Genomic DNA, 24,712 nt, shown 5'->3' on the forward strand with positions numbered 1-24,712 from the left:
ACGTTCCCAGCCCGCCGTACGCCGTGCCGCCCCCCGAACCCAACCTGTCGCGGACCGATCCGCACGCGTTGCGCCCCCGACCGGGCGCGAGCCGGTCACATCAGGTGCGTTTCGGTCCAACCGCCCGTCCGCGCGGCCGCGTCGTCATGATGCTGACTTCACCGCCGGAACAGGCGGACGCCGACCGAAGCCGGTCCTCCAGAGAGAAGTGATCATGGTCACCGAGCACTCCGACGCCGTCGGCGACACCTCCGCCCTGGCGCTGAAAATACTGGTCGCCGGCGGGTTCGGCGTCGGCAAGACGACCCTGGTCGGGGCCGTGAGCGAGATCCGGCCGCTGCGCACCGAGGAACTTCTCAGTGAGGCCGGCCAGTCGGTGGACGACACCGACGGCGTGGACCAGAAGGTCACCACCACGGTCGCCATGGACTTCGGACGCATCACCATCCGCTCCGGACTGTCGCTGTACCTCTTCGGCACACCGGGGCAGGACCGCTTCTGGTTCCTCTGGGACGAGTTGTCCCAGGGAGCCCTCGGCGCCGTCGTCCTCGCGGACACCCGGCGCCTGGAGGACTGCTTCCCCGCGGTCGACTACTTCGAGCACCGGCACATCCCGTTCGTGGTCGCCGTCAACTGCTTCGCGGGCGCCCGCGGCTACGGCGCCCAGGACGTCTCGCGGGCCCTCGACCTCGATCACGGCACACCCGTGGTGCTGTGCGACGCGCGGGAGCGGGACTCCGGCAAGGAAGTCCTGATCCGGCTCGTCGAGTACGCGGGGCGGATGCACACCGCCCGACTCCTGAACTCGGTGGGCTGAGCCCGCCGTTCAGGCCGCCACATCCTTCACAGCGACCACCTGGTCGATGGGGACCCGGACCAGCAGTTCACCCGGAACGCCGTTGCGGGCGCCGTACTCCTCGGCGCGGTCCTCGCCCATGTACCGCGCGGCGATCCGGGCGGCCCAGTGACGGACCTGGTCCAGGTCCTCCGACAGCCTGGCGCGGCCGTTCAGCACCACGAAGTGGAACGGCGGCCGATCGTCGTCCACACAAAGGGCGATGCGTCCGTCACGGGCGAGATTGCGCCCCTTCACGGTGTCTTTACCGGTATTGAAGACCAGTTCGTCGCCGTCCAGCAGGAACCAGATCGGGGCGAGATGAGGGCTCCCATCGGCGCGAACGGTGGACAGCTTGCCGGTCCGGGTGCCGTCGGAGACGAACGCCCGCCATTCGTCGTCGGTCATCTTCTGTGCCATGCGCCCATCCTGCTTGCCCGGGCGCCGGTCGTGGGGAAGGCTGGCGGGGAGTTCCTCCGGCCAGGGGGAGACATCACACGGGGAGAGGGAAATGGGGCAGAACCAGGGACTCGGCTGGCTCCTGGACGATCTGACCGAGCGGGTGGACCACGTGCGACACGCGCTGGTCCTGTCCAACGACGGACTGGTCACGGGGGCCAGTACCGGCCTACGCCGCGAGGGCGCCGAGCATCTGGCAGCCGTGGCGTCCGGGCTGCACAGCCTGGCCAAGGGATCCGGACGCCACTTCGGCGCGGGCCGGGTACGCCAGACCATGATCGAGTACGACGACGCCGTGCTGTTCGTGACCGCGGCCGGCACCGGCAGTTGCCTGTGCGTGCTCAGCGGTGCGGAGGCCGACATCGGCCAGATCGCCTACGAGATGACCCTGCTGGTCAATCGCGTCGGCGAACACCTCGGCGTCGATGCCAGGCAACCGGAGCGAACCCCTACCGCAGACGCCTGACCTGCGATTTTCTCCTTCGTGGCGGAGTTATCCACAGGCTCGGCACGTCACGCGCCGGATTGGCTACGGTGAGTGCACGGCGAACGCACAAGGCGTGAGCCACCGACTCCACGGGGGAGTACGACCATGTCGGCAAGCACCTTGAGCCCGCCCCGGCCCGTCACCTGCAGTCCGAGCCATTCCGCTCGCGAACTGGGCCTCAAGCGCGGCGAGTTCGACCTCGCCGTGCACCTCGGCCTCATCCGCACCGTGCCCGACGAGGGCTGGGGCGGAGGCCGGAGGGTGGAGCGCGCGGAGATCGACCGCCTTCGCACGCAGGAGGGCCGCCTGGAGACCGTGCGACACCGCGTGCGGGTGGTGGGTACCACCGAGGGCGCCGCGCTCATGGAGATTCCGGCGGGACGGTTCATCCGCCTCGCCCGGCTGGGTCTGCTCGTGCCGGCGAAGTGGTATCTGAACCGCTATCGGGCCGTCGTCTGGCTGTATCTCGCGGACGACCTGCGGAACTTCACCTCGGACACCAAGAACGCACCCCTGTTGAAGGGGCGTACACCCGAAAACCTGCGCGGTCAGCTGACAGCCGGGGTGGACCTGCGCGCCCGCAACTGGCGGGGTCGCCACCTCGGGTTCCTGCTGCGGCAGGCCGACGATCCGTGGGCCCGTGCCGGAGCCGTGGCGGCCTTCCTCTCGCCCGTCGAGATCGCCGACGCCGTCAAGGATCCGTACGAGCGCTCCTACCTGAACCGGTTCCGGCCGGCGCCACCCGGTCAGGGCACTCCGGGGTCCCCTGCCGCACACCTGGCCGAGCGGATCGCGTTCGCGCAGGACGCGGACGAGATCGAATGGCTGCGCAGCGAGCTGGTCCACGTGCTGGAGGAGGCCCGCGCCTTCTGCAAGGCCCCGCGTCCGGCCGCCCGCCGTGCAGCACCGACCCTGCGAGTGGCCGCACAGCCGATTCCGCCGATGGCCCGCACGGTCACGCGAATCGCCGAGCCGACGGTACGGGCATCGCCGGAGGCCGGCGAAGAGCCCGAGCCGCGGGCCGGGTCGGTGGCTGGAGTGTCCGAGCCGGGGAGTGGGCTGGCGGCTGGGGTGTTCGGGCCGGGCGGGGGGCCGCGGCTTGGGCCGCCGGAGTCGCACCGTGGGACGCTGCTTGGACCGCCCGGGCTCACCGATGAGCCGGTGAACCGAGCGTCCGAGCGGCAGTGCGCGCCGGTGGTGCGGTCGGTCTCGTCGTCATCAGTGCGCCGCGGTCACCGTCGGGCCGAGCAGGCCTCGGCACAGTCGCATCGCGGACTGCGTGCCTGGCTGCGGCGGAGAAGCTCCCGGCCTGTGCGCGTCTGAGCTCCCCGGCCCCGGCTCCCGGCCGTCAGGGCACTACAGGGTCCTGAACAGGCCCTCCTGCACCACGGACACGATCAGTTGCCCTGAGAGGTTGTAGATGCGACCCCGGGCAAGACCTCGCCCACCCACCGCGATCGGCGACTCCTGGTCGTACAGGAACCACTCGTCCGCGCGGAACGGCCGGTGGAACCACATCGCGTGGTCCAGCGAGGCCATGTCGAAGTTCCGCGTGTCCCAGAGGGGTTCGACCGGGATACGGACCGCGTCCAAGAGGGTCATGTCACTGGCGTACGTCAGCGCGCACGTGTGGACGAGAGGGTCGTCACCGAGCGGCCCGACCGCGCGCATCCACACGGCGCTGCGCGGCTCGGCCCCCTCGATCTCCTCGGTGCTCCAACGCAGCCGGTCGACGTAGCGGATGTCGAAGGGCTGGCGGCGTGCCATCCGTTCCCACTGCTCCGGCAGCGCCCCCAGATGCTTGCGGATCTCCTCGGAGACCGTCGGCAGGGACTCGGGGTCCGGCACCTCGCGGGCCGGCGGCAGCTGGTGCTCGAACGGTCCTTCCTCGGGCTTGTGAAAGGAGGCGGTCAGATTGAAGATCGTGCGGCCCTGCTGCACGGCCGTGACCCGGCGCGTCGTGAACGACCGGCCGTCACGGACCCGCTCCACCTGGTACACGATCGGCACCCCGGGACGGCCCGGGCGCAGGAAGTACGCGTGCAGAGAGTGCACCGGACGGTCTCCGTCCGTGGTGCGGCCGGCCGCGACCAGCGCCTGGCCCGCCACCTGGCCGCCGAACACCCGCTGCAGCGACTCCTGCGGGCTGCGGCCACGGAAGATGTTGACCTCGATCTGCTCCAGGTCGAGCAGGTCGACCAGTCTCTCGGCCGGGTTCGTCATCGGTGGGATTCTCCTTGGCTCACAACTGGCCGGCAGCGGCTTACAGCTGGCCGACATCGGTGACGCGGACGACGGCGCGGCCCTCGGCGTCGGAGGCGGCGAGGTCGACCTCCGCGCTGATGCCCCAGTCGTGGTCGCCGTTCGGGTCGTCGAAGATCTGACGGACACGCCAGAGCCCGTTCTCCGGCTCCTCCTTGATGACCAGCAACTTCGGGCCGCGGGCGTCCGGACCGGTGCCGAGGTCCTCGTACTCGTCCCAGTACTTGTCCATTGCCTCGCCCCAGGCGTCGGCGTCCCAGCCGGACTCGGCGTCCATCTCGCCGAGCTCCTCGACCTGGTCGAGGGCGGCCAGCTCCACGCGGCGGAACATGGCGTTGCGGACCAGAACCCGGAAGGCACGCGCGTTGGTGGTGACCGGCTTGACCTCGTCGGCCTTCTCCCGGGCCTCCTCGGCGGTCATCTCCTCCGGGTTCGCGAGCTGCTCCCACTCGTCCAGCAGGCTGGAGTCCACCTGGCGCACCATCTCGCCGAGCCACTCGATGAGGTCCTGCAGGTCCTCGGACTTCAGGTCGTCCGGGATGGTGTGGTCGAGGGTCTTGTAGGCGCTGGCCAGGTAGCGCAGGACGATGCCCTCGGTGCGGGCCAGCTCGTAGAAGGACACCAGCTCCGTGAAGGAAAGTGCCCGTTCGTACATGTCCCGGATGACGGACTTCGGCGACAGCGGGTGGTCGCCGACCCACGGGTGACTCTTGCGGTAGGTGTTGTACGCGTGGAAGAGCAGCTCTTCCAGGGGCTTGGGGTAGGTGATGTCCTGGAGGCGCTCCATGCGCTCCTCGTACTCGACGCCGTCCGCCTTCATCGCGGCCACGGCCTCGCCACGCGCCTTGTTCTGCTGGGCGACGAGGATCTGCCGCGGGTCGTCCAGGGTGGACTCGACGACGGAGACCATGTCGAGGGCGTAGGACGGCGACTCGGGGTCGAGGAGTTCGAACGCGGCGAGCGCGAACGTGGACAGCGGCTGGTTGAGCGCGAAGTCCTGCTGCAGATCGACCGTGAGCCGGACGATGCGGCCCTCGGCGTCGGGCTTGTCGAGCTTCTCCACGATCCCGCCGTCGAGCAGCGAGCGGTAGATGGCGATCGCACGGCGGATGTGCCTCAGTTGCTGCCTGCGCGGTTCGTGGTTGTCCTCAAGAAGGTGGCGCATCGCCTCGAACGCGTTGCCCGGGCGCGCGATCACCGACAGCAGCATCGTGTGCGTCACCCGGAAACGCGAGGTCAGCGGCTCAGGTTCCGACTCGATCAGCTTCTGGAAGGTGTTCTCCGTCCAGCCGACGAAGCCCTCCGGCGCCTTCTTGCGCACCACCTTGCGCCGCTTCTTGGGGTCGTCGCCCGCCTTCGCCAGCGCCTTCTCGTTCTCGATCACATGCTCCGGGGCCTGCGCGACGACGAGGCCCGCCGTGTCGAAACCGGCCCGGCCGGCCCGGCCCGCGATCTGGTGGAACTCCCGGGCCCGCAGCGTGCGCACCCGGCTGCCGTCGTACTTGGTCAGCGCCGTGAACAGCACCGTACGGATGGGCACGTTGACGCCAACGCCGAGCGTGTCCGTGCCGCAGATGACCTTCAGCAGACCGGCCTGGGCGAGCTTCTCCACCAGACGCCGGTACTTGGGCAGCATGCCGGCGTGGTGGACGCCGATGCCGTGCCGGACGTACCGGGAGAGGTTGCGTCCGAACTTGGTGGTGAAGCGGAAGTTGCCGATCAGCTCGGCGATCTGGTCCTTCTCCTCGCGCGTGCACATGTTGATGCTCATCAGCGCCTGCGCCCGCTCCACCGCCTGCGCCTGCGTGAAGTGCACGATGTACACCGGTGCCTGCTTGCTCTCCAGCAGGTCGGTGAGCGTCTCCGTGAGCGGCGTGAGTTCGTACTCATAGGAGAGAGGCACCGGACGGGTCGCCGAGCGGACCACCGAGGTGGGCTTGCCGGTGCGGCGGGTGAGGTCCTTCTCGAAGAAGGACACATCACCCAAAGTGGCCGACATCAGGATGAACTGCGCCTGGGGCAGCTCCAGCAGCGGGATCTGCCAGGCCCAGCCGCGGTCGCCCTCCGCGTAGAAGTGGAACTCGTCCATGACGACCTGGCCGACGTCCGCGTCCTTGCCGTCCCGCAGCGCGATCGACGCCAGCACCTCGGCGGTGCAGCAGATCACGGGTGCGTCGGCGTTCACGGAGGCGTCGCCGGTGAGCATGCCGACGTTCTCGGTGCCGAAGAGTTTGCACAGCTCGAAGAACTTCTCCGACACCAGCGCCTTGATCGGCGCCGTGTAGAAGGTGACCTCGTCCCGGGCCAGGGCGGCGAAGTGTGCGCCGGCCGCGATCATGCTCTTGCCGGAGCCGGTGGGCGTCGAGACGATCACGTTCGCCCCGGAGACCACCTCGATCAGCGCCTCCTCCTGATGCGGGTAGAGGGTGAGGCCGCGCTCCTGCGCCCACGACTCGAAGGCTTCGTACAGGGCATCGGGGTCGGCGGTCGGCGGCAGCTGATCGATGAGGGTCACGCCCCCATCTTGCCTGTCCTTGTCCCCGAGAAGGGAATCGGCTGCGGACACGAAGATCACGGCCGCTACGCTGTGTCGCCGGCGCATGATCAGCGCACCAGGTCAACTGGACAGCGGCACACGAGGAATGGGGCGGGAAGCGGCCATGATGGGACCAGCACACTCACTGTCGGGGGCCGCGGCCTGGCTCGGCGTCGGGGCGGCCGCCGCCGCAGCCGGGCGGCCCATGCCCTGGCCGGTCCTGCTCGTCGGCGCTCTGATCTGTGCCGGTGCCGCCCTCGCCCCCGACCTCGATCACAAGGCGGCGACCATCTCCCGCGCCTTCGGGCCGCTCTCGCGCTGGATCTGCGAGATCGTGGACAAGCTGTCGTACGCCGTCTACAAGGCGACCAGGATGAAGGGCGACCCGCGCCGCTCGGGCGGCCACCGTACGCTGACGCACACCTGGGTGTGGGCGGTCCTGATCGGCGCCGGCTGCTCGGCGGCGGCGATCACGGGGGGCCGCTGGGCGGTGCTGGCGATCCTGTTCGCGCACATGGTGCTGGCGATCGAGGGCCTGCTGTGGCGCGCGGCGCGCGGCTCCAGCAGCGATGTCCTGGTCTGGCTGCTGGCGGCGACCAGCGCATGGATTCTCGCCGGCATCCTCGACAAGCCGGGCAACGGCTCCGACTGGCTGTTCACCGCGCCCGGCCAGGAGTACCTGTGGCTCGGTCTGCCGATCGTGCTCGGCGCCCTGGTGCACGACCTCGGGGACGCGCTGACGGTGTCGGGCTGCCCGATCCTGTGGCCGATCCCGGTGGGCCGCAAGCGCTGGTATCCCTTGGGGCCGCCGAAGGTCATGCGGTTCCGCGCCGGAAGCTGGGTGGAGCTGAAGGTACTGATGCCCGTCTTCATGCTGCTCGGCGGCGTGGGCTGCGCGGCGGCCCTCAACGTGATCTGAGGCGTCCCACACCCGGCCCGAGGCACCGCTCCGGGTCAGGTCGCGTCGCCTGCGTCGGCTCCGCCGTACCGGCGCTCGAAGCGGGCGATGCGGCCCTCGGTGTCGACGGTACGGGCCCTGCCCGTGTAGAAGGGGTGGCTCTCGGAGGAGATCTCCACGTCGATCACCGGGTAGGTCCGGCCGTCGTCCCACTCGATGGTCTGCTCGCTCTGCGCGGTCGAGCGGGTCAGAAACGCGTAGCCGGCGGCACGGTCACGGAAGACCACGGGGTGGTAGCCGGGGTGTTCGTCCTGCGGCATGGCGGCTCCTCGCGCGGGTCAGCCGGACAGGGAATCCTCGTCGACGATGTGCATCGCGGCCTCCTCCGCGGAGGCGGCGGCGCCGTCGATGCCGACGTCGGTGGCGACGAGGGCGGCCTCCTCGTCCTCGTGCGCTCCCTCGTCCGGGGCCACCAGCCTGCCGGAGCGAAGGTGGCCGACCTCGTTGTCCAGGAGTTCCCCGTCGGTTCCGGTGCAGTCACCGAGGCCGTCGTCCTCGGGCGTTGCCAGGTCGGGCAGCTCCTCGGCGAGCCGCTGGTCGAGCGTCTCGCCCGCCTGGCGTTCGGCCGCCGTGACCCCGCGGTGCTCCACCGCCCAGGGGCGCTCGGGAGGGGACCAGCCGCGGTCCAGCGGGTCGTTGACGCCGTCGAAGTCCAGTGTGTCCTCGACGTCGAGCACCCCCGAGTCCTCCCGGATCTCCGAGGGATCGGGCTGGTAGACGTCGTCCCCCCAGCCGTCGGCGCTGTCCACGAGTACCTCCAGGTGGTGAGGACGGCCGGGTGCCACCGCACGGGGTGGCGGGCCGTCGGCACGCACGGCACGGGTGTCGCACGCCGCGGACCGGGTGGCTTCACGGCGTTCCCCGAGCCTGTGCCCTTCTCCAGCCTTCCACCCCTGCTCGGGAGCGCGCAACGGCACGGACGCCGGTCAGGTCCCGCACTCGTGCACCAGCACCCGGCAGACGCCACCGAGCGCACGCCGCCCCCGGCCTGGCCGCCCCGAACGCCGGCGAATGCCACCGGCCGCTCCACCCGAACGCCGGTAGTCCCCGCCGCCCGCCGACCCGCCGTGGCCCGGCTGTCGCGAGCGCCGGTGCAGCAGCACGTCGGCGCTCTCACGGGTGGGGGACAGGGCCGGTCCTGCCCGGATGCGGCTGGCCTTGGGAAGAGGCCGGGAACAGCCACGCTGCCCCGACCCCCGACCCCCGACCCCCGGCCCCGGACCCCCGACCGCCGAGGCCGCAGCGCCTTCTGGCGGCGGCCGGCCACGGGCGGGTGGGGCGGGGTGACCGGTGCCACGGCGGGGTGGGGCGCGGTGATCCATGCCGCGGGCGGGCCCCACGCTGCAGTACCGGTCCTCCGTGTGCGCGGCAGGTTCTCAGCCGTGCCAGGACCGCCACAGCGCGGCGTACGCGCCGTCCGCGGCGACCAACTCGTCATGGCTGCCCAGCTCACTGATGCGGCCGTTCTCCACGACGGCGATCACGTCGGCGTCATGGGCGGTGTGCAGACGGTGGGCGATGGCCACCACGGTGCGGCCGTCCAGCACGCGGGCCAGGGAGCGTTCCAGATGCCGGGCCGCGCGGGGGTCGAGCAGCGAGGTCGCCTCGTCCAGGACCAGCGTGTGCGGATCGGCGAGCACCAGCCGGGCCAGCGCGATCTGCTGGGCCTGCGCCGGGGTCAGCGCGAGTCCGCCGGAGCCGACCTCCGTGTCCAGGCCGTCGTCCAGCGCCCGCGCCCAGGCGTCCGCGTCGACCGCGCCCAGGGCCGCCCACAGCTCGGCGTCCGTGGCACCGGCGCGGGCCAGCCGGAGGTTGTCGCGCAGGGAGCCCACGAAGACGTGGTGCTCCTGGTTGACGAGCGCGACGTGCGAGCGGACGCGTTCCGCCGGCATCCGGGACAGCTCCGTGCCGCCCAGGGTGATCCGGCCGTCCCGCGGGGCGTAGATCCCGGCGAGCAGCCTGCCGAGGGTGGACTTGCCCGCGCCCGACGGGCCGACCAGGGCCAGCCGGGTGCCCGGGGCGACCTGCAGGGACACCTTGCGCAGGACGTCGACGCCCTCGCGGTAGCCGAAGTGCACCCGGTCGGCGTGCACGTCCCGCCCGTCCGGCGCCAGCGAGGTGTCCCCGGCGTCGGGTTCGATGTCCCGCACCCCGACCAGGCGGGCCAGCGACACCTGGGCGACCTGCACTTCGTCGTACCAGCGCAGGATCAGGTTCACCGGGTCGACGAGCATCTGCGCGACGAGGGCGCCCGTGGTCAGCTGACCCACCCCGATCCAGCCGTGCAGGACGAACACGCCGCCGACCATGAGGACCGAGCCCAGCACGATGACGTGCACGGCGTTGATGACCGGGAAGAGCACGGACCGCAGCCAGAGCGTGTACCGCTCCCACGCCGTCCACTCCTTGATGCGCCGCTCCGACAGGGCGACGCGGCGGGCGCCGAGCCGGTGCGCCTCGATCGTGTGGCCCGCGTCCACCGTCTCGGCGAGCGCGGCGGCGACGGCCGCGTACCCGGCGGCCTCGGAGCGGTAGCCGGAGGGCGCCCGCTTGAAGTACCAGCGGCACCCGGCCACGAGCACCGGCACGGCGAGCAGCACGGCGGCCGCCAGCGGCGGTGCCGTCACCACGAGCCCGCCGAGCAGCAGCAGCGCCCACACGACACCGATGGCCAGCTGTGGGACGGCTTCGCGCATCGCGTTGGCCAGGCGGTCGATGTCGGTGGTGATGCGGGAGAGCAGGTCACCGGTACCCGCCCGCTCCAGGACGCCCGGCGGCAGTCCGACCGACCGGACGAGGAAGTCCTCGCGCAGGTCGGCCAGCATCCGCTCGCCGAGCATCGCGCCCCGCAGCCGCACCTGTCGTACGAACACGGTCTGCACGGCGAGTGCGAGCACGAACAGCCCGGCGGTCAGGCCGAGATGGAGCTCCCGGGCCCCGGCCCCGTCCGACACTCGCTCGACCAGGCCGCCGAGCAGGTACGGACCCATCATGGAGGCGATCACGGCCACCGTGTTGACCGCGATGAGCAGCAGGAACGCCCGGCGATGCCGGCGGAACAGCTCGGTCACGTAGGCGCGCACCGTCGCGGCCGCGCCCACGGGCAGGGTGGTGGCGGTCGTCGGGGCCGCCGGGTCGTACGCCGGCGGCGCAACGCCGATCATGCGCTCTCCTCGATCTCTTCCAGTTCCTGCCGCGCGCCCACCAGGGCAGCCTCGTCGGCCGCGGCCAGTTCCTCGTCCGTCTCCCGCGTGACCACGGCCCGGTACCGCGGCTCGCTGTCGACCAGCTCGCGGTGCACGCCGACCGCCACGGCCTCACCCTCGTGGACCAGCACGACCCGGTCCGCATGGTCGAGCAGCAGAGGTGAGGAGGTGAACACCACGGTCGTGCGTCCCGAGCGAAGCCGGCGCAGCCCTTCCGCGATCCGTGCCTCGGTGTGCGAGTCGACCGCGGAGGTCGGCTCGTCCAGCACCAGCACCTCCGGGTCGGTGATCAGTGACCGGGCCAGCGCGAGCCGCTGGCGCTGGCCACCGGACAGGGAGCGCCCGCGCTCGGTGATGCGGGCGTCCATCGGGTCCGCGGCGTCCAGCGATCCCTGGACGAGCGCGTCCAGGACGTCGCCGCACTGCGCGGCGTCCAGCGCGGCCGCGGCCCGTACGGTTCCGGCGGCAGGGACGTCGAGCAGTTCGCGCAGGGTTCCGGACAGCAGGACCGGGTCTTTGTCCTGGACGAGGACGGCGGTACGGGCGCTGTCCAGCGGTAGTTCGTCCAGGGGCACCCCGCCGAGCAGCACGGAGCGGCCCGGCTCGGTCGGGTGGCCGCCCAGCCGTTCCGCGAGCCGGCCCGCCGCGTCCGGGTCGCCGCAGACCACGGCGGTGAGACGGCCGGCGGGAGCCAGCAGGCCGGTGACGGGGTCGTACAGGTCGCCGCCCGGCACCTCCGGCCCGCGGGTGCCCCCGGTGGCCGTGGAGCGCTCCAGCGACAGCACGCGGGCCGCCCGTTTGGCCGACGGACGGGAGAAGGAGTACGCCATGGCGATCTCTTCGAAGTGCCGCAGCGGATAGTTCAGGATCATGACCGCGCTGTACACGGTGACGAGTTCGCCGACCGTGATCCGGCCCTGACGGGCCAGGTGGATGCCGTGCCAGACGACGGCGATGAGCAGCAGTCCGGGCAGCAGCACCTGGATGGCGGAGATCGCCGACCACATCCGGGCGCTGCGCACCGCGGCGTGCCGTACCTCCTGCGAGGCCTGGCGGTAGCGGTCGAGGAACAGTTCCTCGCCGCCGATGCCGCGCAGCACCCGCAGTCCGGCGACCGTGTCCGAGGCCAGCTCGGTGGCCCGGCCCGCCTTCTCACGCTGCACGTCGGCGCGGCGTGTCGCCCGGGGCAGCAGCGGAAGCACCGCGAGGGCCACCGCGGGCAGCCCGACGGCGACGACGACGCCGAGGGCGGGCTGGTAGACGAGGAGGCCGGCACAGACCACGACGACGGTCAACGCGGCCGCGGTGAACCGGGAGACGGCCTCCACGAACCAGCCGATCTTCTCGACGTCCCCGGTGGAGACGGCCACCACCTCGCCGGCGGCCACCCGCCGGGTCAGGGCGGACCCCAGCTGGGCGGCCTTGCGGGCCAGCAGTTGCTGGACGCGCGCGGCGGCGGTGATCCAGTTGGTGACGGCGGCCCGGTGCAGGAAGGTGTCGCCCAGGGCGATGCCCGTGCCGCACAGCAGCATCAGACCACCCGTCAGGGCGAGCCGGGTGGCGGAGTGGTCGACGACCGCCTGGACGGCGAGTCCGACGCAGAAGGGCAGGGCCGAGACGGAGATGAAGTGCAACAGGCCCCACGCGAGCGACTTCAGCTGTCCGCCCAGCTGGTTCCGCCAGAGCCACCACAGGAATCGGGGGCCCGAACGCGCGTCGGGGACGCCCGGATCGGAGTACGGAAGGTCTTGAATCTGCATGACGTCCCAGTGGCTCGTGTCAGGGGAGGGGGAAGCGACGATGAGTGCTGACAAGCCGTGACAGGTTCGCGTCGCTGAGTGGTGAATTTCAAACGGTTTTCCTCGACTCCATCCGAATCCACCGGCTTCCAGCCAAGGGAGCCAAGAGCCCGCGGCCCCGGCGCAGGGGGCGTCTCGGGTGGTCGATCACCCGACTCGGTGAATGCCCGGAAGATCACACAATCGGCCGATGTGCGCTGCCAGCATGGTCCGGTGCACATCGAGAACGACAGCGTGCGGCAGCATGTGAGGGTTGTGGCGGTGGCCTTCGGCGCGCTCCTCGCGACCCTCGCCGCCTGTGGCGGCCCCGCCTCCGGTCCGGCCCGCACGGGCGGCGCCCCCGCGCCTGGCGGCCGGATCACGCAGAGCCCGAGGGCGACCTCGGCCCCCACGGCCGGCCCGACCCGTGTCCCGGTGTCGGCGTCCGCCTGCACCGGCGGATCCCCGCCGACTCCCGCCAGATCGTGGCCGTCTACGGAAAGGGCGCGAACTCCGCCGAGTCCAGAGTGGTGCTGTACCTCCGGCGTGGTGCCGAGTGGCACCCGGTGGGCAGCTGGCCCGCCCACAACGGGCGGCACGGCTGGACCACCGACCACCACGAGGGAGACCAGCGCAGCCCGGTCGGTGTCTTCACCCTCTCCGACGCGGGCGGTGTCCTCCCCGACCCGGGTGCCCGGCTGCCGTACGATCACGACGTGGGCGCCTATACGCCCCCGGCCGGCTGGGACCAGGCGCACCAGCACGACTTCGACTACGTCATCGCCATCGACTACAACCGCCTTCCGGGCACCCCGCCGCGCGACACCGGCCGCCCCGGGGGCAAAGACAAGGGTGGCGGCATCTGGTTGCACATGGACCACGGCAGTGGCACCTCGGCCTGCGTCAGCGTCTCCCGGCAGGCCATGGAGTTCCTGCTGCGCACGCTCGACCCGGCAAGCGATCCGGTCGTGGTGATGGGGGACCGGGCGGAACTGGCCGGCTAACTCCCGGCCGGGAGACCCTGCTGCGGCGCCGGCGGCGGCCCTGCGGCGGCCGGGGCGCTCTCGACGACGTCCACGTCGCTCGCCCGGACGTAGCCGAGCCGGTGGCCGAACTGGATCTCGTAATACCCCTCGTGGCCCTCCACCACCGGCTCGGGCGAGTCGACGATGGACGACCGGGGGATGTACGAGCTGCGGACGAAGTCCTGGGTCACGTACCGCTGGTCCGCCCGGAACCGGTAGGGCAGCGGGGATGCGGGCTCCGCCTCCACGCCCTCGGGGTAGGCGTCCTCTTCGGGGAGGGCACGCCCGTACACCGGGACCTCGTCCAGGCCCTCCTTCGGTGTCACCATCCGGCCGCTCGCACCGACGGCCGTCGGGTTCTTCTGCGGGTTCTTGAACCATGCCTTGTTGCCCTGGAACCAGATCGCCGTCCAGTCGCCGCTGCGGTCGGCGACGGCGAAGGTCTGGCCGGCGGAGACGCGTGAGCCCAGGTCGTTGGCGTCCTCCGTGGACGGGTCGCCGTCGGGTTTGCGGCCGGGGTCCTGGATCAGCGGGGCGTTGTCGTCCGGTCGTGTGTGCAGGCGTACGGCGCTGGAGCCGTGCGCCGGACACAGCCGGCCGTCGCCCTTGCAGCCGGTGAACCGGGGCTTGTGGGTGGCGTAGTCCGGCAGAATCGTCACCATGTCGCTGTCCGGACCGGCGGTGGCCCGCAGCGGCGCGCCGAGCAGGTCGAAGTAGTGCCGCCAGTCCCAGAAGGGACCGGGGTCGTCGTGCATGTCGGGAATGCTGTCGGCGGTCGGCGACGGCACGTTGTCATGGCCGATGATGTGCTGCCGGTCTAGCGGGACCTGGTACTTGTTCGCGAGATAGCGCACCAGGCGCGCCGAGGCCCGGTACATCGGTTCCGTGAACCACTTGCCGGGCTGGGTGAGGAAGCCCTCGTGCTCGATGCCGATCGAGCGGGCGTTCACGAACTGGTTGCCGGAGTGCCAGGCTTCGTCCTTGGTCCGCACGTGCTGGGTGACGTGGCCGTCGCTGGAGCGGATCGAGTAGTGCCAGGACGCCTCCGTGGGATCCTGCACCGTCTTGAACATGTTCGGCAGATACGCCTCCGTGTCGTGGATGACGATGTAGTCGATCTTCTGGTCGATGGGCCGGTTGCCGAGGTCGTGGTTGCCGTAGTCGCCGTCCTCGTCGATCTCCTCGTACGGCGCGCTGAGCCAGTCGCAGGCCAGCTCCGCGGGGCACTCGACCTGCTTGGGCCGCGGGGGAGCCTGGGTGCGGGGGACGCGGGGGCGTACGCCGGGGCTGGCGGCGAGGGTGACGTCCTCTCCTTCGGCGGTGGTGCGGTGTGCTCCCTTGCGGATCACGTCGAACACGTCGTTCGCGTACGCCGTGGCCGCCGTGATGTCACGGGTGCCGGGGTAGTGCTGCACCGCCTCCCACCAGTCCGCCGGGTTGTTGCTGAGGGGCTTGCCGAGCTGGCGTTGGGTGGCCGCGAGGAGTGCCGCGCCGCCGCGGATGTTGGCGGTCGGGTCCGTCCGCAGGCGTTCGGCCGGGACGTCGATCAGGCGCGCGGCACGGTCCAGGTCCGCGGGCTGCACGGTGTGGCCGGGCGAAGGGACGGCCTCGGGAGCGGTGGGGGCCCCGGCCGCCCCCGCGCGCGGCCGGGTGTCGGCGCCGTGCTGGGCCGAGGGACCGGCCGCCACTGCGGGGGCCTCGGTGCGGCTGTTGTCCACCAGGTGCATCGGCCCGTAGCCGCCTGCGACGCTGGGAGCGCCCGGATGGGTGTCCCAGCGCGTCTGCATGTAGGACACGCTCATGAGGACGCTGCGCGGCACGTGGAACTCACGGGCGGCCTCCGCGAAGGTGTTCTGCAGCCGCTGGTCCGGTGTGTCGTCGTCGGCCAGCGGGATGAGCAGCAGCGGCACCAGCACCGCCGCCGACGCGATCACGCAGGCCGTCCGGCGGCACTCGCGAAAGGAGTTGGGAACACGTGGGGCGGCCGGTCTTCTCATTGCACGGTTCTCCAGACATGTCGTCACCACCAGAACACAGGGAGTTGTCCTGGACGCCACCCCTGGTACGTTTCCGTGCCTTTCGCGCCGTGTCGCGCCAAGCGTCACCGGGGTGGCCGAGCGGCCGGGCAGGGGCCACTCGGTCGGCGGCGTGCCGGCTCACTCCTCGACCGGGTCCACCTGCCAGTCTGGGTGGCCCGGCATGGGCGGGGTGTGCGGCCCGTACAGCCACGGGGTCAGGAACGGGCTCAGGTCCTCACCCGAGACCCGCGACGCGAGGGCGATGAAGTCCCGGGTGCCGGCCGCCCGGCCCTGATATGCCGTCACCCAGGAGCGCTCGATCCTGCCGAAGGTCTCCGCGCCGACCTTCTCCCGCAGGGCGTACAGCACCAGCGCCGAGCCGTCGTAGCGCATCACCTTGAACAGCGTCGGCTCGGTGGGCTCGGCGGGGGCCCCCTCGTCGTGCCGCCACTGGTCGTGCTGGGCGTAGGCCGCCCGCATCGCGTCCTCCAGGTTGATGCCGCCGTGCTCGGCGGAGTACAGGCGTTCGTAGAAACGGGCGTGACCCTCGCTCAGCCACAGGTCGGACCAGCGCCGGATGGCGACGCTGTCACCCGTCCAGTGGTGGGTCAGCTCGTGCACGAGGTTGCGCTCGGCGTTCATCCGGTCTCTCAGCAGGTCGTCCTTCGGTACGAGGGACAGCGACTGCGTCTCCAGGGCCACTGGCAGGTCGGTGGCCCCGACCAGCACGCCGTAGCGGTGGAACGGGTACGGGCCGAGCCGCTGTTCCAGCCATGCGAGATGCTCCGGGGTCAGCGAGCGGAAGTCCTTCGTGTCGCCGACGAGGTCGTCCGGGACCACGTCCCGGACGGGCAGTCCGCGCGGGCCGGTGCCGTCCACGAACGTGAACTTCCCGATCGCCATCTGGACCAGCTGTGCCGCGATCGGCTGCTCGGAGTCGTAGGTCCACCTGACGCGTCCGTCGGGTCGCCGGACGGTGCCGACGAGCCGGCCGTTGGCCGCCGCGCTGACACCGGGCGGGGTGGTGATGTGGAAGGTGACGGGCGCCCGCAGGCTCGGGTGGTCGTCCGCCGGAAAGATCAGTTTCGCGCCGTCGGGCTGGGCGCAGACCAACGTGCCGTCGGCTGTGGGCACCCAGCCGTAGTCCTGGATCGCGTCGCCGCGGTGCCGGCTCAGCGTCGGGTCGGCGGTGTAGCCGACGCGGACGGTGAAGGTGCTGCCGAGCGGGATGGGCCGCGCGGGGGTGATGACGAGTTCGTCGCCGTGACGCACGGCGGTGGCCGGTGTGCCGTCCACCGTGACCTGGTGCAGTGTGTTGCCCGCGAAGTCGAGGTCGAAGCGGGACAGGGACTGGGTGGCGGTGGCGCTGATGGTGGCGCCGGCCGTGAACGGCGTCCGTGGCGCCCGCCAGTCGAAGTCGAGCGTGTAGTGGCGGACCGTGTAGCCGCCGTTGCCGGCGAGCGGCATGAGCGGGTCGCCGATGCCGGGCGCGCCGGGGGAGGGCGCCGGGCCGGCGGAGGCGGTCGGGCCGGGAGCGGGCGAGCCGTGCGTTCCGTGCGAGACCAGGGCGGCGCACGCGGCGGTACCGGTGGCGGCACCGGCCAGGGCCAGGACGAGGGCTGCGCGAAAGGTGCGAGGGGTGCGCATGATCTCCATGACCGCACTATGTCAGCGAGATGTGCTTATAGCATCAAATGTTCCGCTGTGTGCGCGAGCTGGGTGGTGGGCCGGTGTGCGCTCCGGCCCGACCGATGCGCACCGCGGGTGTCGTCCGATCTCCTCGTTGCGGTCGGAGGTCAACTCCCCGTAGAACACGGGCCATGAGAAGATGGATAGTCATGTCCATGCTCGCCGGAGTGACCCTCCTGGCGAGCGCGCTCTTCGGTACCGGAGCCGCCGCCGCCCGGGCGGCCGACGTTCCGCCCGAGTTCGGCACCGACTGGCACGACCCGGTCACCGCGGCACCTCCCGTCGACCGGCCGCACACCACGTCCTGTCAGGTCACCCTCGCCGACGCACAGTTCCGTGACTTCACGCCCTACCGGGGTGCGTACATCCCGCCCCGGGGCTGCGGCGACCACTGGAGCAAGGTCGTGCTGCGGCTCGACGGCAAGGTGAAGGGGCGTCAGTACGACCGGCTCGGCTATCTGCACGTCGGAGGGGTCGAGATCCTGCGCACCTCCACACCGGAACCCTCGCCCGACGGCATCGCATGGCACGTCGAGAAGGACGTCACCCGCTACAGCGACACCTTCCGCAGCCCGCAGGACGTCGAGATGCTGATCGGCAACACCGTGGACGACACCTACACCGGCGTCATCGATGTCCACGTCACCCTGACCTTCTACGCCGGCCGTCCCGCACAGCGGACCCCCGACCGCGTACTCACCCTGGCCGACACGCCCGACGGCACGACCCTCACCACACCGCGCAACAGCGAGCGGATCGTCGCCGAGGTCTACGCGACCGGTTCGGGCGGCGGCTGCGAGGAGTTCTGGTACCTGACGGTGGCCGATCCGGCGTCGTACTCCTGCAAGGCCGACCACGGGCCCTACCGCGAGGTGCAGATCAAGGTCGACGGCCGGCTCGCCGGAATCGCCGCGCCGTTCCCGAACGTCTGGACCGGCGGCTGGTCCAACCCCTTCCTCTGGTACGTCCTCCCGGCGCCGGGCGCCTTCGACGTCCGGCCGATCACCTATGACCTCACCCCCTTCGCGGGCCTGCTCAACGACGGCCGCCCGCACCGCGTCGACGTCTCCGTGGTCGGCGTGCCCGCGGGCCAGTCGGGCTGGAGCGCGCCGGTGAACATCCTGGTCTGGCAGGACGCGCACCGCGCCCAGGTCACCGGCGAGTTGACCGCGGACCGGGCGACGGACCTCGCCAACTCCTCGACCTACACGCAGGGTTCGGAGAACCGTGTGACCACCGACGCCGGACACCGGCTCACCGTCTCCGGATACCTCGACACCTCGCACGGCCGCGTGACCACCACCGTCACCCGGACGCTCGCCAACACCTCCGTCCACCGCTGGACCGACGGCGAGAACACGGACGGACTGGAGGCGACCTGGTCCGACGACCAGACGGTCGGCGTCGCCGGGCACGGGCCGGAGCGGACGACACGCACGCACCGGACGTACACCATGAACGGCGCGACGACCATCGGCGCGGACGACCGGCTGCGCACCGTACTGACGCTCGGCGACCGTGCGACGGCCGTGGAACTGCTGGGCGGCCGGCGCACCACGTGGTCGCGGCTCGACGACACCTACAGCGGCGACGCGGCGTACACGATCAACGTCCCGCGCGACCAGCGGCACGCGGTCGGCACGTCGAGCGAGCGCTATCGGCTGTACGGCGCCGACGGCTGCTACGACCATTCGCTGACCACGGTTCAGGGCGTGCTGACCGAGGACCGCGAGCGCTGTTGAGCCCGGCGACACCGCATACCGGAGGGCCGTGCACCGAGGGCGGTGTGCGGCCCGCCGCGTTGTTCGCCCGGCCCCTGCGCGGTGTTCAGCAGCGCTGGGTGCCGTCCCCCTCGATGAGTGTGTCCAGCAGCACGCCGAGCACCTCGCGCTCCTTCTCCGTCAGCGGCGCGAGGATCTCCTCGGCCGCCGAGCGGCGTGCGCCGCGCAGCTCGCTCAGGGTCGAGTGCCCCTCGCTCGTCAGCTCGATCCGCGTCACCCGCCGGTTCGCCGGGTCCGGCACCCGCCGTACCTTCCCGCTCGCCTCCAGGCCGTCGACCAGCGTCGTCACCGCGCGCGGCACCACCTCGAGGCGCTCGGCGAGGTCGGCCATCCGTGGCGGCGAGGTGTAGTGCGCGAGGGTGCGCAGCAGCCGGGACTGGGCCGGCGTCACGCCCAGGTCGTTCCGTTCCAGGTGGCGCTTCTGGATGCGGTGCACCCGGCGGGTCAGCCGCAGCAACTGCTCGGCGAGCAGGCCGTCGGGATCGGGGGTGGTCATGCGGGAACAATATCAGGATGCCGTTCATTGTGAGTATAGGTAACAATGAGCTATGATCCGTTCGTCATCGTCGGCCGATCCTGGCCGGCGCCCGTTCACCTCCGTAGGAGCCCATGCATCCCGACCGTGAAACGTCCTGGACCCCGCCTGCCGACGCCAAGGAACAGCCCCGGCAGGTGCGCCGCATCCTGAAGCTCTTCCGCCCCTACCGCGGCCGGCTGGCGATCGTCGGCCTGCTGGTCGGCGCGTCCTCCCTGGTCTCGGTGGCCACACCGTTCCTGCTCAAGGAGACCCTGGACGTCGCCATCCCCAGGGGCCGCACCGGTCTGCTCAGCCTGCTCGCACTCGGCATGATCCTCAGCGCCGTCCTCTCCAGCGTCTTCGGCGTGCTGCAGACGCTGATCTCGACGACCGTCGGCCAGCGCGTCATGCATGACCTGCGCACCGCCGTCTACGGCCGGCTGCAGCGCATGTCGCTCGCCTTCTTCACACGCACGCGCACCGGCGAGGTGCAGTCCCGGATCGCCAACGACATCGGCGGCATGCAGGCCACCGTCACCTCCACCGCCACCTCCCTGGTCTCCAACGCCACCAGCGTCGTCGCCACGATCGTCGCGATGGTCGCCCTCGACTGGCGGCTCACGATCGTCTCGCTGCTCCTGCTGCCGGTGTTCGTGTGGATCAGCCGCCGCGTCGGCAACGAACGCAAGAAGATCACCACCCAGCGGCAGAAGCAGATGGCGGCGATGGCCGCCACCGTCACCGAGTCGCTCTCGGTCAGCGGCATCCTCCTGGGCCGCACCATGGGCCGCTCCGACTCGCTGACCGCGTCCTTCGCGGAGGAGTCGGAGCGTCTGGTCGGCCTGGAGGTCCGGGTGAACATGGCCGGCCGCTGGCGCATGGCCGTGATCACGATCGTCATGGCGGCGATGCCCGCCGTCATCTACTGGACCGCAGGTCTCGCCCTCCAGCTCGGCGGCCCGAAGGTCTCGCTCGGCACCATCGTCGCCTTCGTCTCGCTCCAGCAGGGACTCTTCCGCCCGGCCGTGAGCCTGCTGGCGACCGGCGTCCAGATCCAGACCTCGCTCGCCCTCTTCCAGCGCATCTTCGAGTACCTGGACCTGCCCGTCGACATCACCGAGCGCGAGCAGCCCGTCCACCTCGACCAGGTCAAGGGCGAAGTCCGCTTCGAGGACGTCGAGTTCCGCTACGACAACGACGACAGAACCCGGCCCGTCCTCGACGGCATCGACGTGACCGTGCCCGCGGGCGGCAGCCTCGCCGTCGTCGGTCCCACCGGCGCCGGCAAGTCCACGCTCGGCTACCTGGTGCCCCGCCTCTACGACGTCACCGGCGGTCGCGTCACCCTGGACGGAGTCGACGTCCGGGACCTCGACTTCGACACCCTCGCCCGCGCGGTCGGTGTCGTCTCGCAGGAGACCTACCTCTTCCACGCCTCCGTCGCCGACAACCTCCGCTTCGCCAAGCCGGACGCCACCGACGAGGAACTGCAGGCGGCGGCCAGGGCGGCGCAGATACACGACCACATAGCCGCGCTCCCCGACGGCTACGACACAGTCGTCGGCGAACGCGGCCACCGCTTCTCCGGCGGTGAGAAGCAGCGCCTCGCCATAGCCCGCACCATCCTGCGCGATCCGCCGGTCCTCATCCTCGACGAGGCGACCAGCGCGCTCGACACCCGTACGGAAGCCGCCGTCCAGGAGGCGATCGACGCCCTGTCGGCCGACCGCACGACGATCACCATCGCGCACCGCCTGTCCACGATCCGTGGCGCCGACCAGATCGTGGTCCTCGACTCCGGACGGGTCGCCGAACGCGGCAGTCACGAGGAACTGCTGGAACGGGACGGGCGCTACGCCGCGCTGGTACGGCGTGACGCGCAACTCGAGCCCACGAGCTGAGCGGTCCGGAAACCACGACCTGAGCGGGCTGGAACGCCCGAGCCGGGCGGCGCCGTGACCGACGAGCCGACGCTGTGACCGACAACTGAATATGTGCCGGGTTTATGGCGATATACGTATTACCGTGCCCGCATGCAGACGAAGATTCCGCCACGGGGCACGATGCGACTGACACGCAGGGGCAGACTCGCCTTCCTCGCGGCCGGCGCCGTCGTGGTCGGTACCGCCGTGGCGGTGCCGCTGCTGACGCTGGACAGCCGCCCCCCGGAGGCACCACCGCCCACCGCGCTGGTCGTCCCGGAGGGCTGGCGCTCGAGCCAGGTGTACGACGCCATCGACAACGCCCTCAGGCTGCCACCGGGCACCACGCGCAAGTCCATCGGAAAGGCGGGCCTGAGGCTGCCGGGCCAGGCCGCCGGCAACCCCGAGGGCTATCTCTTCCCGGCGACGTATCGCATCGACAAGGGGGCGACGCCCGAGTCACTGCTGCGCTCCATGGTCGACACCGCCAACAACGAGTTCAACGCGGCACCGGTCGCGGCCGGGGCGCAGCGCAACGCGATGAACGTCTACCAGGCCGTCACCATCGCCAGCATCGTGCAGGCAGAGGCCGCGACGCCGGTGGACATGGGCAAGGTCGCCCGGGTCGTCCTCAACCGGCTGGAGCGCGGAATGCCGCTGCAGATGGACTCGACGATCAACTACGCGCTGAACCGCAGCACCCTCCGCACCAGCCAGGACGACACCGCTGTCGACAGCCCGTACAACTCCTACCAGCGCATGGGGCTGCCGCCCACGCCGATCGACAACCCAGGGGAGGAGGCGATGCGCGCCGCGCTCAACCCGACGCCCGGCGACTGGCTGTACTTCGTCACGGTCAAGCCGGGAGACACCCGCTTCACCTCCGACTACGCGACGCACACGCGCAACGTGGCGGAATTCAACGCCCTGCACCAGGCCACGGGGACCGGGCAGGCACAGACGCCGAATCCGAGCCCGGGCGGATCCGCGGCCTTCCCGCAGCTTTCGGTGCGCTGAGCGGGCCGACGGTCACGCGGCGACCTGTTCCCCGGCCAGCAGCCGCCCGATGTCCCGGACGGCCGCGCGGCCTGCCCGGTTGGCGCCGATGGTGCTGGCCGAGGGGCCGTAGCCGACGAGGTGGACGCGCGGATCCGCCACCGCCCGGGTGCCGTCGACCCGGATCCCGCCGCCCGGCTCGCGCAGCCGCAGCGGACGGAGGTGGCCCAGTGCGGCCCGGAACCCGGTCGCCCAGAGGATCACGTCGGCGTCGACCTGCCGTCCGTCGTTCCACGCCACGCCGTCCGCGGTGATCCGGTCGAACATCGGCTGCCGGTCCAGGACGCCGTCCGCGAGGCCCTGTCGGACGGTGTCGTTGAGGGGCAGCCCGGTGACCGAGACGACACTGCGCGGTGGCAGGCCCTGGCGCACCCGTTCCTCCACCAGTGCGACGGCCGCCCGACCGGCCTCCTGGTCGAAGGGCCCCTCGCGGAAAACGGGAGGCCGCCGGGTGACCCAGGTGGTCGCGGCCGCGTACGGTGCCAGCTCCAGCAGGTGCTGGGTGCCCGAGGCGCCACCGCCCACGACCACGACCCGCTGCCCCGCGAACTCCTCCGGGCCGGCGTACTGCGCGGTGTGCAACTGCCGTCCGCGGAAGGTCTCCTGACCGGGACAGCGGGGCCAGAACGGCCGTTCCCAGGTGCCGGTCGCGTTGATCAGGGCCCGCGTCGACCAGGTGCCGGCCGACGTCTCCACGAGCAGCCGCCCGCCGTCCCCCTCCCGCACGACCCGTACGTCGACGGGCCGGCGCACGCGCAGGCCGAAGGTGCGCTCGTACCGGTCGAAGTACTCAGCGATCACCTCCGCCGAGGGCCGCGCGGGATCGGCGTCCGTCAGTTCCATGCCGGGCAGGGCGTGCATCCCGTGCACCTTGCCGTACGTCAGCGAGGGCCACCGGAACTGCCAGGCGCCGCCCGGCGCGGGGGCGCGGTCGAGGACCACGAAGTCGCGGTCTTGCCCGAAGCCGGCGCGCAGCAGGTGATAGGCGCTGGACAGCCCCGCCTGACCAGCGCCGATGACGACGACCTCGACCTCGCGTGATGCGTTCACGCATGTGCCAACCGGGAATCCGGCGCGGATCTTCCCGGGGCCCCGGGGGAGCTGCGAGGAGGCCCTCCGCTCCTCAGCCCTTGGCCGGGGTGGTGGACGGCGGCAGCTTGCCGTTGAAGCGTGTGTCCACGAAGTCGGCGAAGTCCACCTTCCTCGGTATGAGCTTCAGCGCGGTGAAGGCGTCGGCGATGTGCTGCTCGGAGGCGACCAGCGGCTTGTCGACGGCGACCGCGACCCGGGTGGAGTTCGACCGCTTCACCGAGGCCAGCGCCACGTCGTACGGCAGGCCGGTGTCCTTCGCCCACACCCTGGCCCACTCCTGCTGATGGCCGTAGACCCAGACCTGGGCCCTGCGCAGCCGGGCCAGGTAGTCCTTGACGGCGGCGGCCTTCTCCGGGTCCTTGAGCGCGGAGGGCGCGGCGACCTGGAAGGTGAGCCCGTTGGTGATGCCGTCACCCGTGGTCAGCACGCGGCCCTGCTTGGTCTGCAGGATCTGGGAGGTGTACGGGTCCCAGACCGCCCATGCGTCGACCTTGCCGGAGGTGAACGCGGCGAGGGCGTCGGCTGGCTGGAGGTACTTGACGTGGACGTCGGTCAGGCTCAGCCCGGCCGCCTTGAGCGAGGCGAGGAGCTGGTAGTGCGCCGACGAACCCTGCGCCACGGCGATGGACCTGCCCTTGAGCTGCCTCGGCTCGGTCAGCCTGGAGCGGTTGGGCACCAGGATGGCGTCGCCCTTGGAGGTGCCGTGCCAGGCGGCCACGACGGAGATCTTCGAGCCGGCGCCGGCCGCGAAGACGGGCGGGGTGTTGCCCACACCGCCGATGTCGACGGCTCCGGCGTTGACGGCCTCCAGCAGCGGCGGGCCGGAGGTGAAGGTGGACCACTTGATCTTGTAGTCGAGGTTCTTGAGTTCGCCGGCGGCGCGCAGGACGGCCTCGGAACCGCCCTTCTGGTCGCCGACGTCGAGGGTGACGGAGCCCTTCCCGTCGGTGTCCGTGCCGATGCCGGCGGACGAGTTCCCGCCGCAGGCGGTGAGCAGGAGCGCGAGTGGGAGAAGCAGCGCGGCGGGGACGAGGCGTCGTCGCATGACGGTTCCGTTCATGTGCGGGAGAGGGGAACGTTCGGGCAGGTCG

At 71.2% G+C, this 24,712-nt stretch carries 19 protein-coding genes and 1 pseudogene; 8 read left to right on the forward strand and 12 right to left on the reverse strand.

Annotated features, from left to right (window positions below; all coding sequences use genetic code 11):
- Positions 1-214 precede the first annotated feature (214 nt).
- Positions 215-817 (forward strand): GTP-binding protein, encoded by a 603-nt coding sequence (locus ACZ7HQ_RS16185; RefSeq protein ID WP_470989708.1) that lies wholly within the window; start codon positions 215-217, stop codon positions 815-817.
- A gap of 9 nt (positions 818-826) precedes the next feature.
- Here ACZ7HQ_RS16185 and ACZ7HQ_RS16190 read toward each other — a convergent pair whose 3' ends face one another.
- Positions 827-1,255 carry a PPOX class F420-dependent oxidoreductase gene (locus ACZ7HQ_RS16190; RefSeq protein WP_470989711.1) on the reverse strand — a complete coding sequence of 143 codons (429 nt, stop codon included), beginning with the start codon at positions 1,253-1,255 and terminating at the stop codon, positions 827-829.
- Positions 1,256-1,346: 91 nt separating this feature from the next.
- Here ACZ7HQ_RS16190 and ACZ7HQ_RS16195 point away from each other — a divergent pair, with 91 nt between their 5' ends.
- Both ACZ7HQ_RS16195 and ACZ7HQ_RS16200 read left to right on the forward strand, forming a co-directional pair.
- A complete protein-coding gene (locus ACZ7HQ_RS16195; protein ID WP_470989715.1) occupies positions 1,347-1,760 on the forward strand; it encodes a roadblock/LC7 domain-containing protein in 414 nt (137 codons plus the stop codon).
- Between the two features lie 126 nt (positions 1,761-1,886).
- Positions 1,887-2,720: pseudogene (locus ACZ7HQ_RS16200) on the forward strand (DUF6397 family protein); the annotation flags it as partial.
- 417 nt (positions 2,721-3,137) lie between these two features.
- On the opposite strand, the gene ACZ7HQ_RS16205 reads toward ACZ7HQ_RS16200, so the two are convergent.
- Positions 3,138-4,004, reverse strand: coding sequence for an acyl-CoA thioesterase (locus ACZ7HQ_RS16205; RefSeq protein ID WP_470989717.1), 867 nt, complete (start codon positions 4,002-4,004; stop codon positions 3,138-3,140).
- Positions 4,005-4,044: 40 nt separating this feature from the next.
- Positions 4,045-6,558, reverse strand: coding sequence for a DEAD/DEAH box helicase (locus tag ACZ7HQ_RS16210; protein WP_470989722.1), 2,514 nt, complete (start codon positions 6,556-6,558; stop codon positions 4,045-4,047).
- 145 nt (positions 6,559-6,703) lie between these two features.
- Between ACZ7HQ_RS16210 and ACZ7HQ_RS16215 the strand changes: the two genes are divergently transcribed.
- Positions 6,704-7,498 carry a metal-dependent hydrolase gene (locus ACZ7HQ_RS16215; protein ID WP_470989724.1) on the forward strand — a complete coding sequence of 265 codons (795 nt, stop codon included), beginning with the start codon at positions 6,704-6,706 and terminating at the stop codon, positions 7,496-7,498.
- Between the two features lie 35 nt (positions 7,499-7,533).
- Here ACZ7HQ_RS16215 and ACZ7HQ_RS16220 read toward each other — a convergent pair whose 3' ends face one another.
- The 4 genes from ACZ7HQ_RS16220 to ACZ7HQ_RS16235 all read right to left on the reverse strand — a co-directional run bounded on the left by ACZ7HQ_RS16220 (position 7,534) and on the right by ACZ7HQ_RS16235 (position 12,503).
- A complete protein-coding gene (locus ACZ7HQ_RS16220) occupies positions 7,534-7,797 on the reverse strand; it encodes a type B 50S ribosomal protein L31 (protein WP_470989727.1) in 264 nt (87 codons plus the stop codon).
- 18 nt (positions 7,798-7,815) lie between these two features.
- Positions 7,816-8,286: a DUF5709 domain-containing protein gene (locus tag ACZ7HQ_RS16225; RefSeq protein WP_470989732.1), complete on the reverse strand. Its 471-nt coding sequence runs from the start codon at positions 8,284-8,286 to the stop codon at positions 7,816-7,818.
- A 627-nt stretch (positions 8,287-8,913) separates the two neighbouring features.
- Positions 8,914-10,701: an ABC transporter ATP-binding protein gene (locus ACZ7HQ_RS16230; RefSeq protein WP_470989736.1), complete on the reverse strand. Its 1,788-nt coding sequence runs from the start codon at positions 10,699-10,701 to the stop codon at positions 8,914-8,916.
- Positions 10,698-12,503, reverse strand: a complete 1,806-nt coding sequence (locus tag ACZ7HQ_RS16235; RefSeq protein ID WP_470989738.1) for an ABC transporter ATP-binding protein — start codon at positions 12,501-12,503, stop codon at positions 10,698-10,700. Before ACZ7HQ_RS16235 ends, ACZ7HQ_RS16230 begins: the two co-directional genes overlap by 4 nt.
- 503 nt (positions 12,504-13,006) lie before the next feature.
- Here ACZ7HQ_RS16235 and ACZ7HQ_RS16240 point away from each other — a divergent pair.
- Complete coding sequence (locus ACZ7HQ_RS16240; protein ID WP_470989740.1) at positions 13,007-13,525, forward strand: hypothetical protein; 519 nt, start codon at positions 13,007-13,009, stop codon at positions 13,523-13,525.
- On the opposite strand, the gene ACZ7HQ_RS16245 is transcribed toward ACZ7HQ_RS16240, so the two are convergent.
- Together ACZ7HQ_RS16245 and ACZ7HQ_RS16250 are read right to left on the reverse strand one after the other, a co-directional pair.
- Complete coding sequence (locus tag ACZ7HQ_RS16245; RefSeq protein ID WP_470989743.1) at positions 13,522-15,543, reverse strand: N-acetylmuramoyl-L-alanine amidase; 2,022 nt, start codon at positions 15,541-15,543, stop codon at positions 13,522-13,524. The genes ACZ7HQ_RS16240 and ACZ7HQ_RS16245 overlap by 4 nt on opposite strands.
- A gap of 159 nt (positions 15,544-15,702) precedes the next feature.
- On the reverse strand, positions 15,703-17,220 hold the full coding sequence (locus ACZ7HQ_RS16250) for a M1 family metallopeptidase (protein ID WP_470989746.1): 1,518 nt from the start codon (positions 17,218-17,220) through the stop codon (positions 15,703-15,705).
- Between the two features lie 164 nt (positions 17,221-17,384).
- Between ACZ7HQ_RS16250 and ACZ7HQ_RS16255 the strand changes: the two genes are divergently transcribed.
- Positions 17,385-18,995, forward strand: a complete 1,611-nt coding sequence (locus tag ACZ7HQ_RS16255) for a peptide-N4-asparagine amidase (RefSeq protein ID WP_470989749.1) — start codon at positions 17,385-17,387, stop codon at positions 18,993-18,995.
- A gap of 85 nt (positions 18,996-19,080) precedes the next feature.
- On the opposite strand, the gene ACZ7HQ_RS16260 is transcribed toward ACZ7HQ_RS16255, so the two are convergent.
- Entirely contained in the window at positions 19,081-19,530 is a 450-nt protein-coding gene (locus ACZ7HQ_RS16260) for a MarR family winged helix-turn-helix transcriptional regulator (protein WP_470989752.1), read from the reverse strand.
- A gap of 113 nt (positions 19,531-19,643) precedes the next feature.
- On the opposite strand from ACZ7HQ_RS16260, the gene ACZ7HQ_RS16265 reads away from it, so the two are divergent.
- Both ACZ7HQ_RS16265 and mltG read left to right on the forward strand, forming a co-directional pair.
- Positions 19,644-21,452 carry an ABC transporter ATP-binding protein gene (locus tag ACZ7HQ_RS16265; protein ID WP_470989755.1) on the forward strand — a complete coding sequence of 603 codons (1,809 nt, stop codon included), beginning with the start codon at positions 19,644-19,646 and terminating at the stop codon, positions 21,450-21,452.
- Between the two features lie 132 nt (positions 21,453-21,584).
- A complete protein-coding gene (gene mltG / locus ACZ7HQ_RS16270; RefSeq protein ID WP_470989758.1) occupies positions 21,585-22,490 on the forward strand; it encodes an endolytic transglycosylase MltG in 906 nt (301 codons plus the stop codon).
- Between the two features lie 12 nt (positions 22,491-22,502).
- Here mltG and ACZ7HQ_RS16275 read toward each other — a convergent pair whose 3' ends face one another.
- Both ACZ7HQ_RS16275 and ACZ7HQ_RS16280 read right to left on the reverse strand, forming a co-directional pair.
- A complete protein-coding gene (locus tag ACZ7HQ_RS16275; protein WP_470989761.1) occupies positions 22,503-23,579 on the reverse strand; it encodes an FAD-dependent oxidoreductase in 1,077 nt (358 codons plus the stop codon).
- Between the two features lie 73 nt (positions 23,580-23,652).
- Positions 23,653-24,666 (reverse strand): ABC transporter substrate-binding protein, encoded by a 1,014-nt coding sequence (locus ACZ7HQ_RS16280; RefSeq protein WP_470989764.1) that lies wholly within the window; start codon positions 24,664-24,666, stop codon positions 23,653-23,655.
- Positions 24,667-24,712: the final 46 nt, after the last annotated feature.

It is taken from the genome of Streptomyces sp. NPDC037290, from assembly GCF_055603245.1.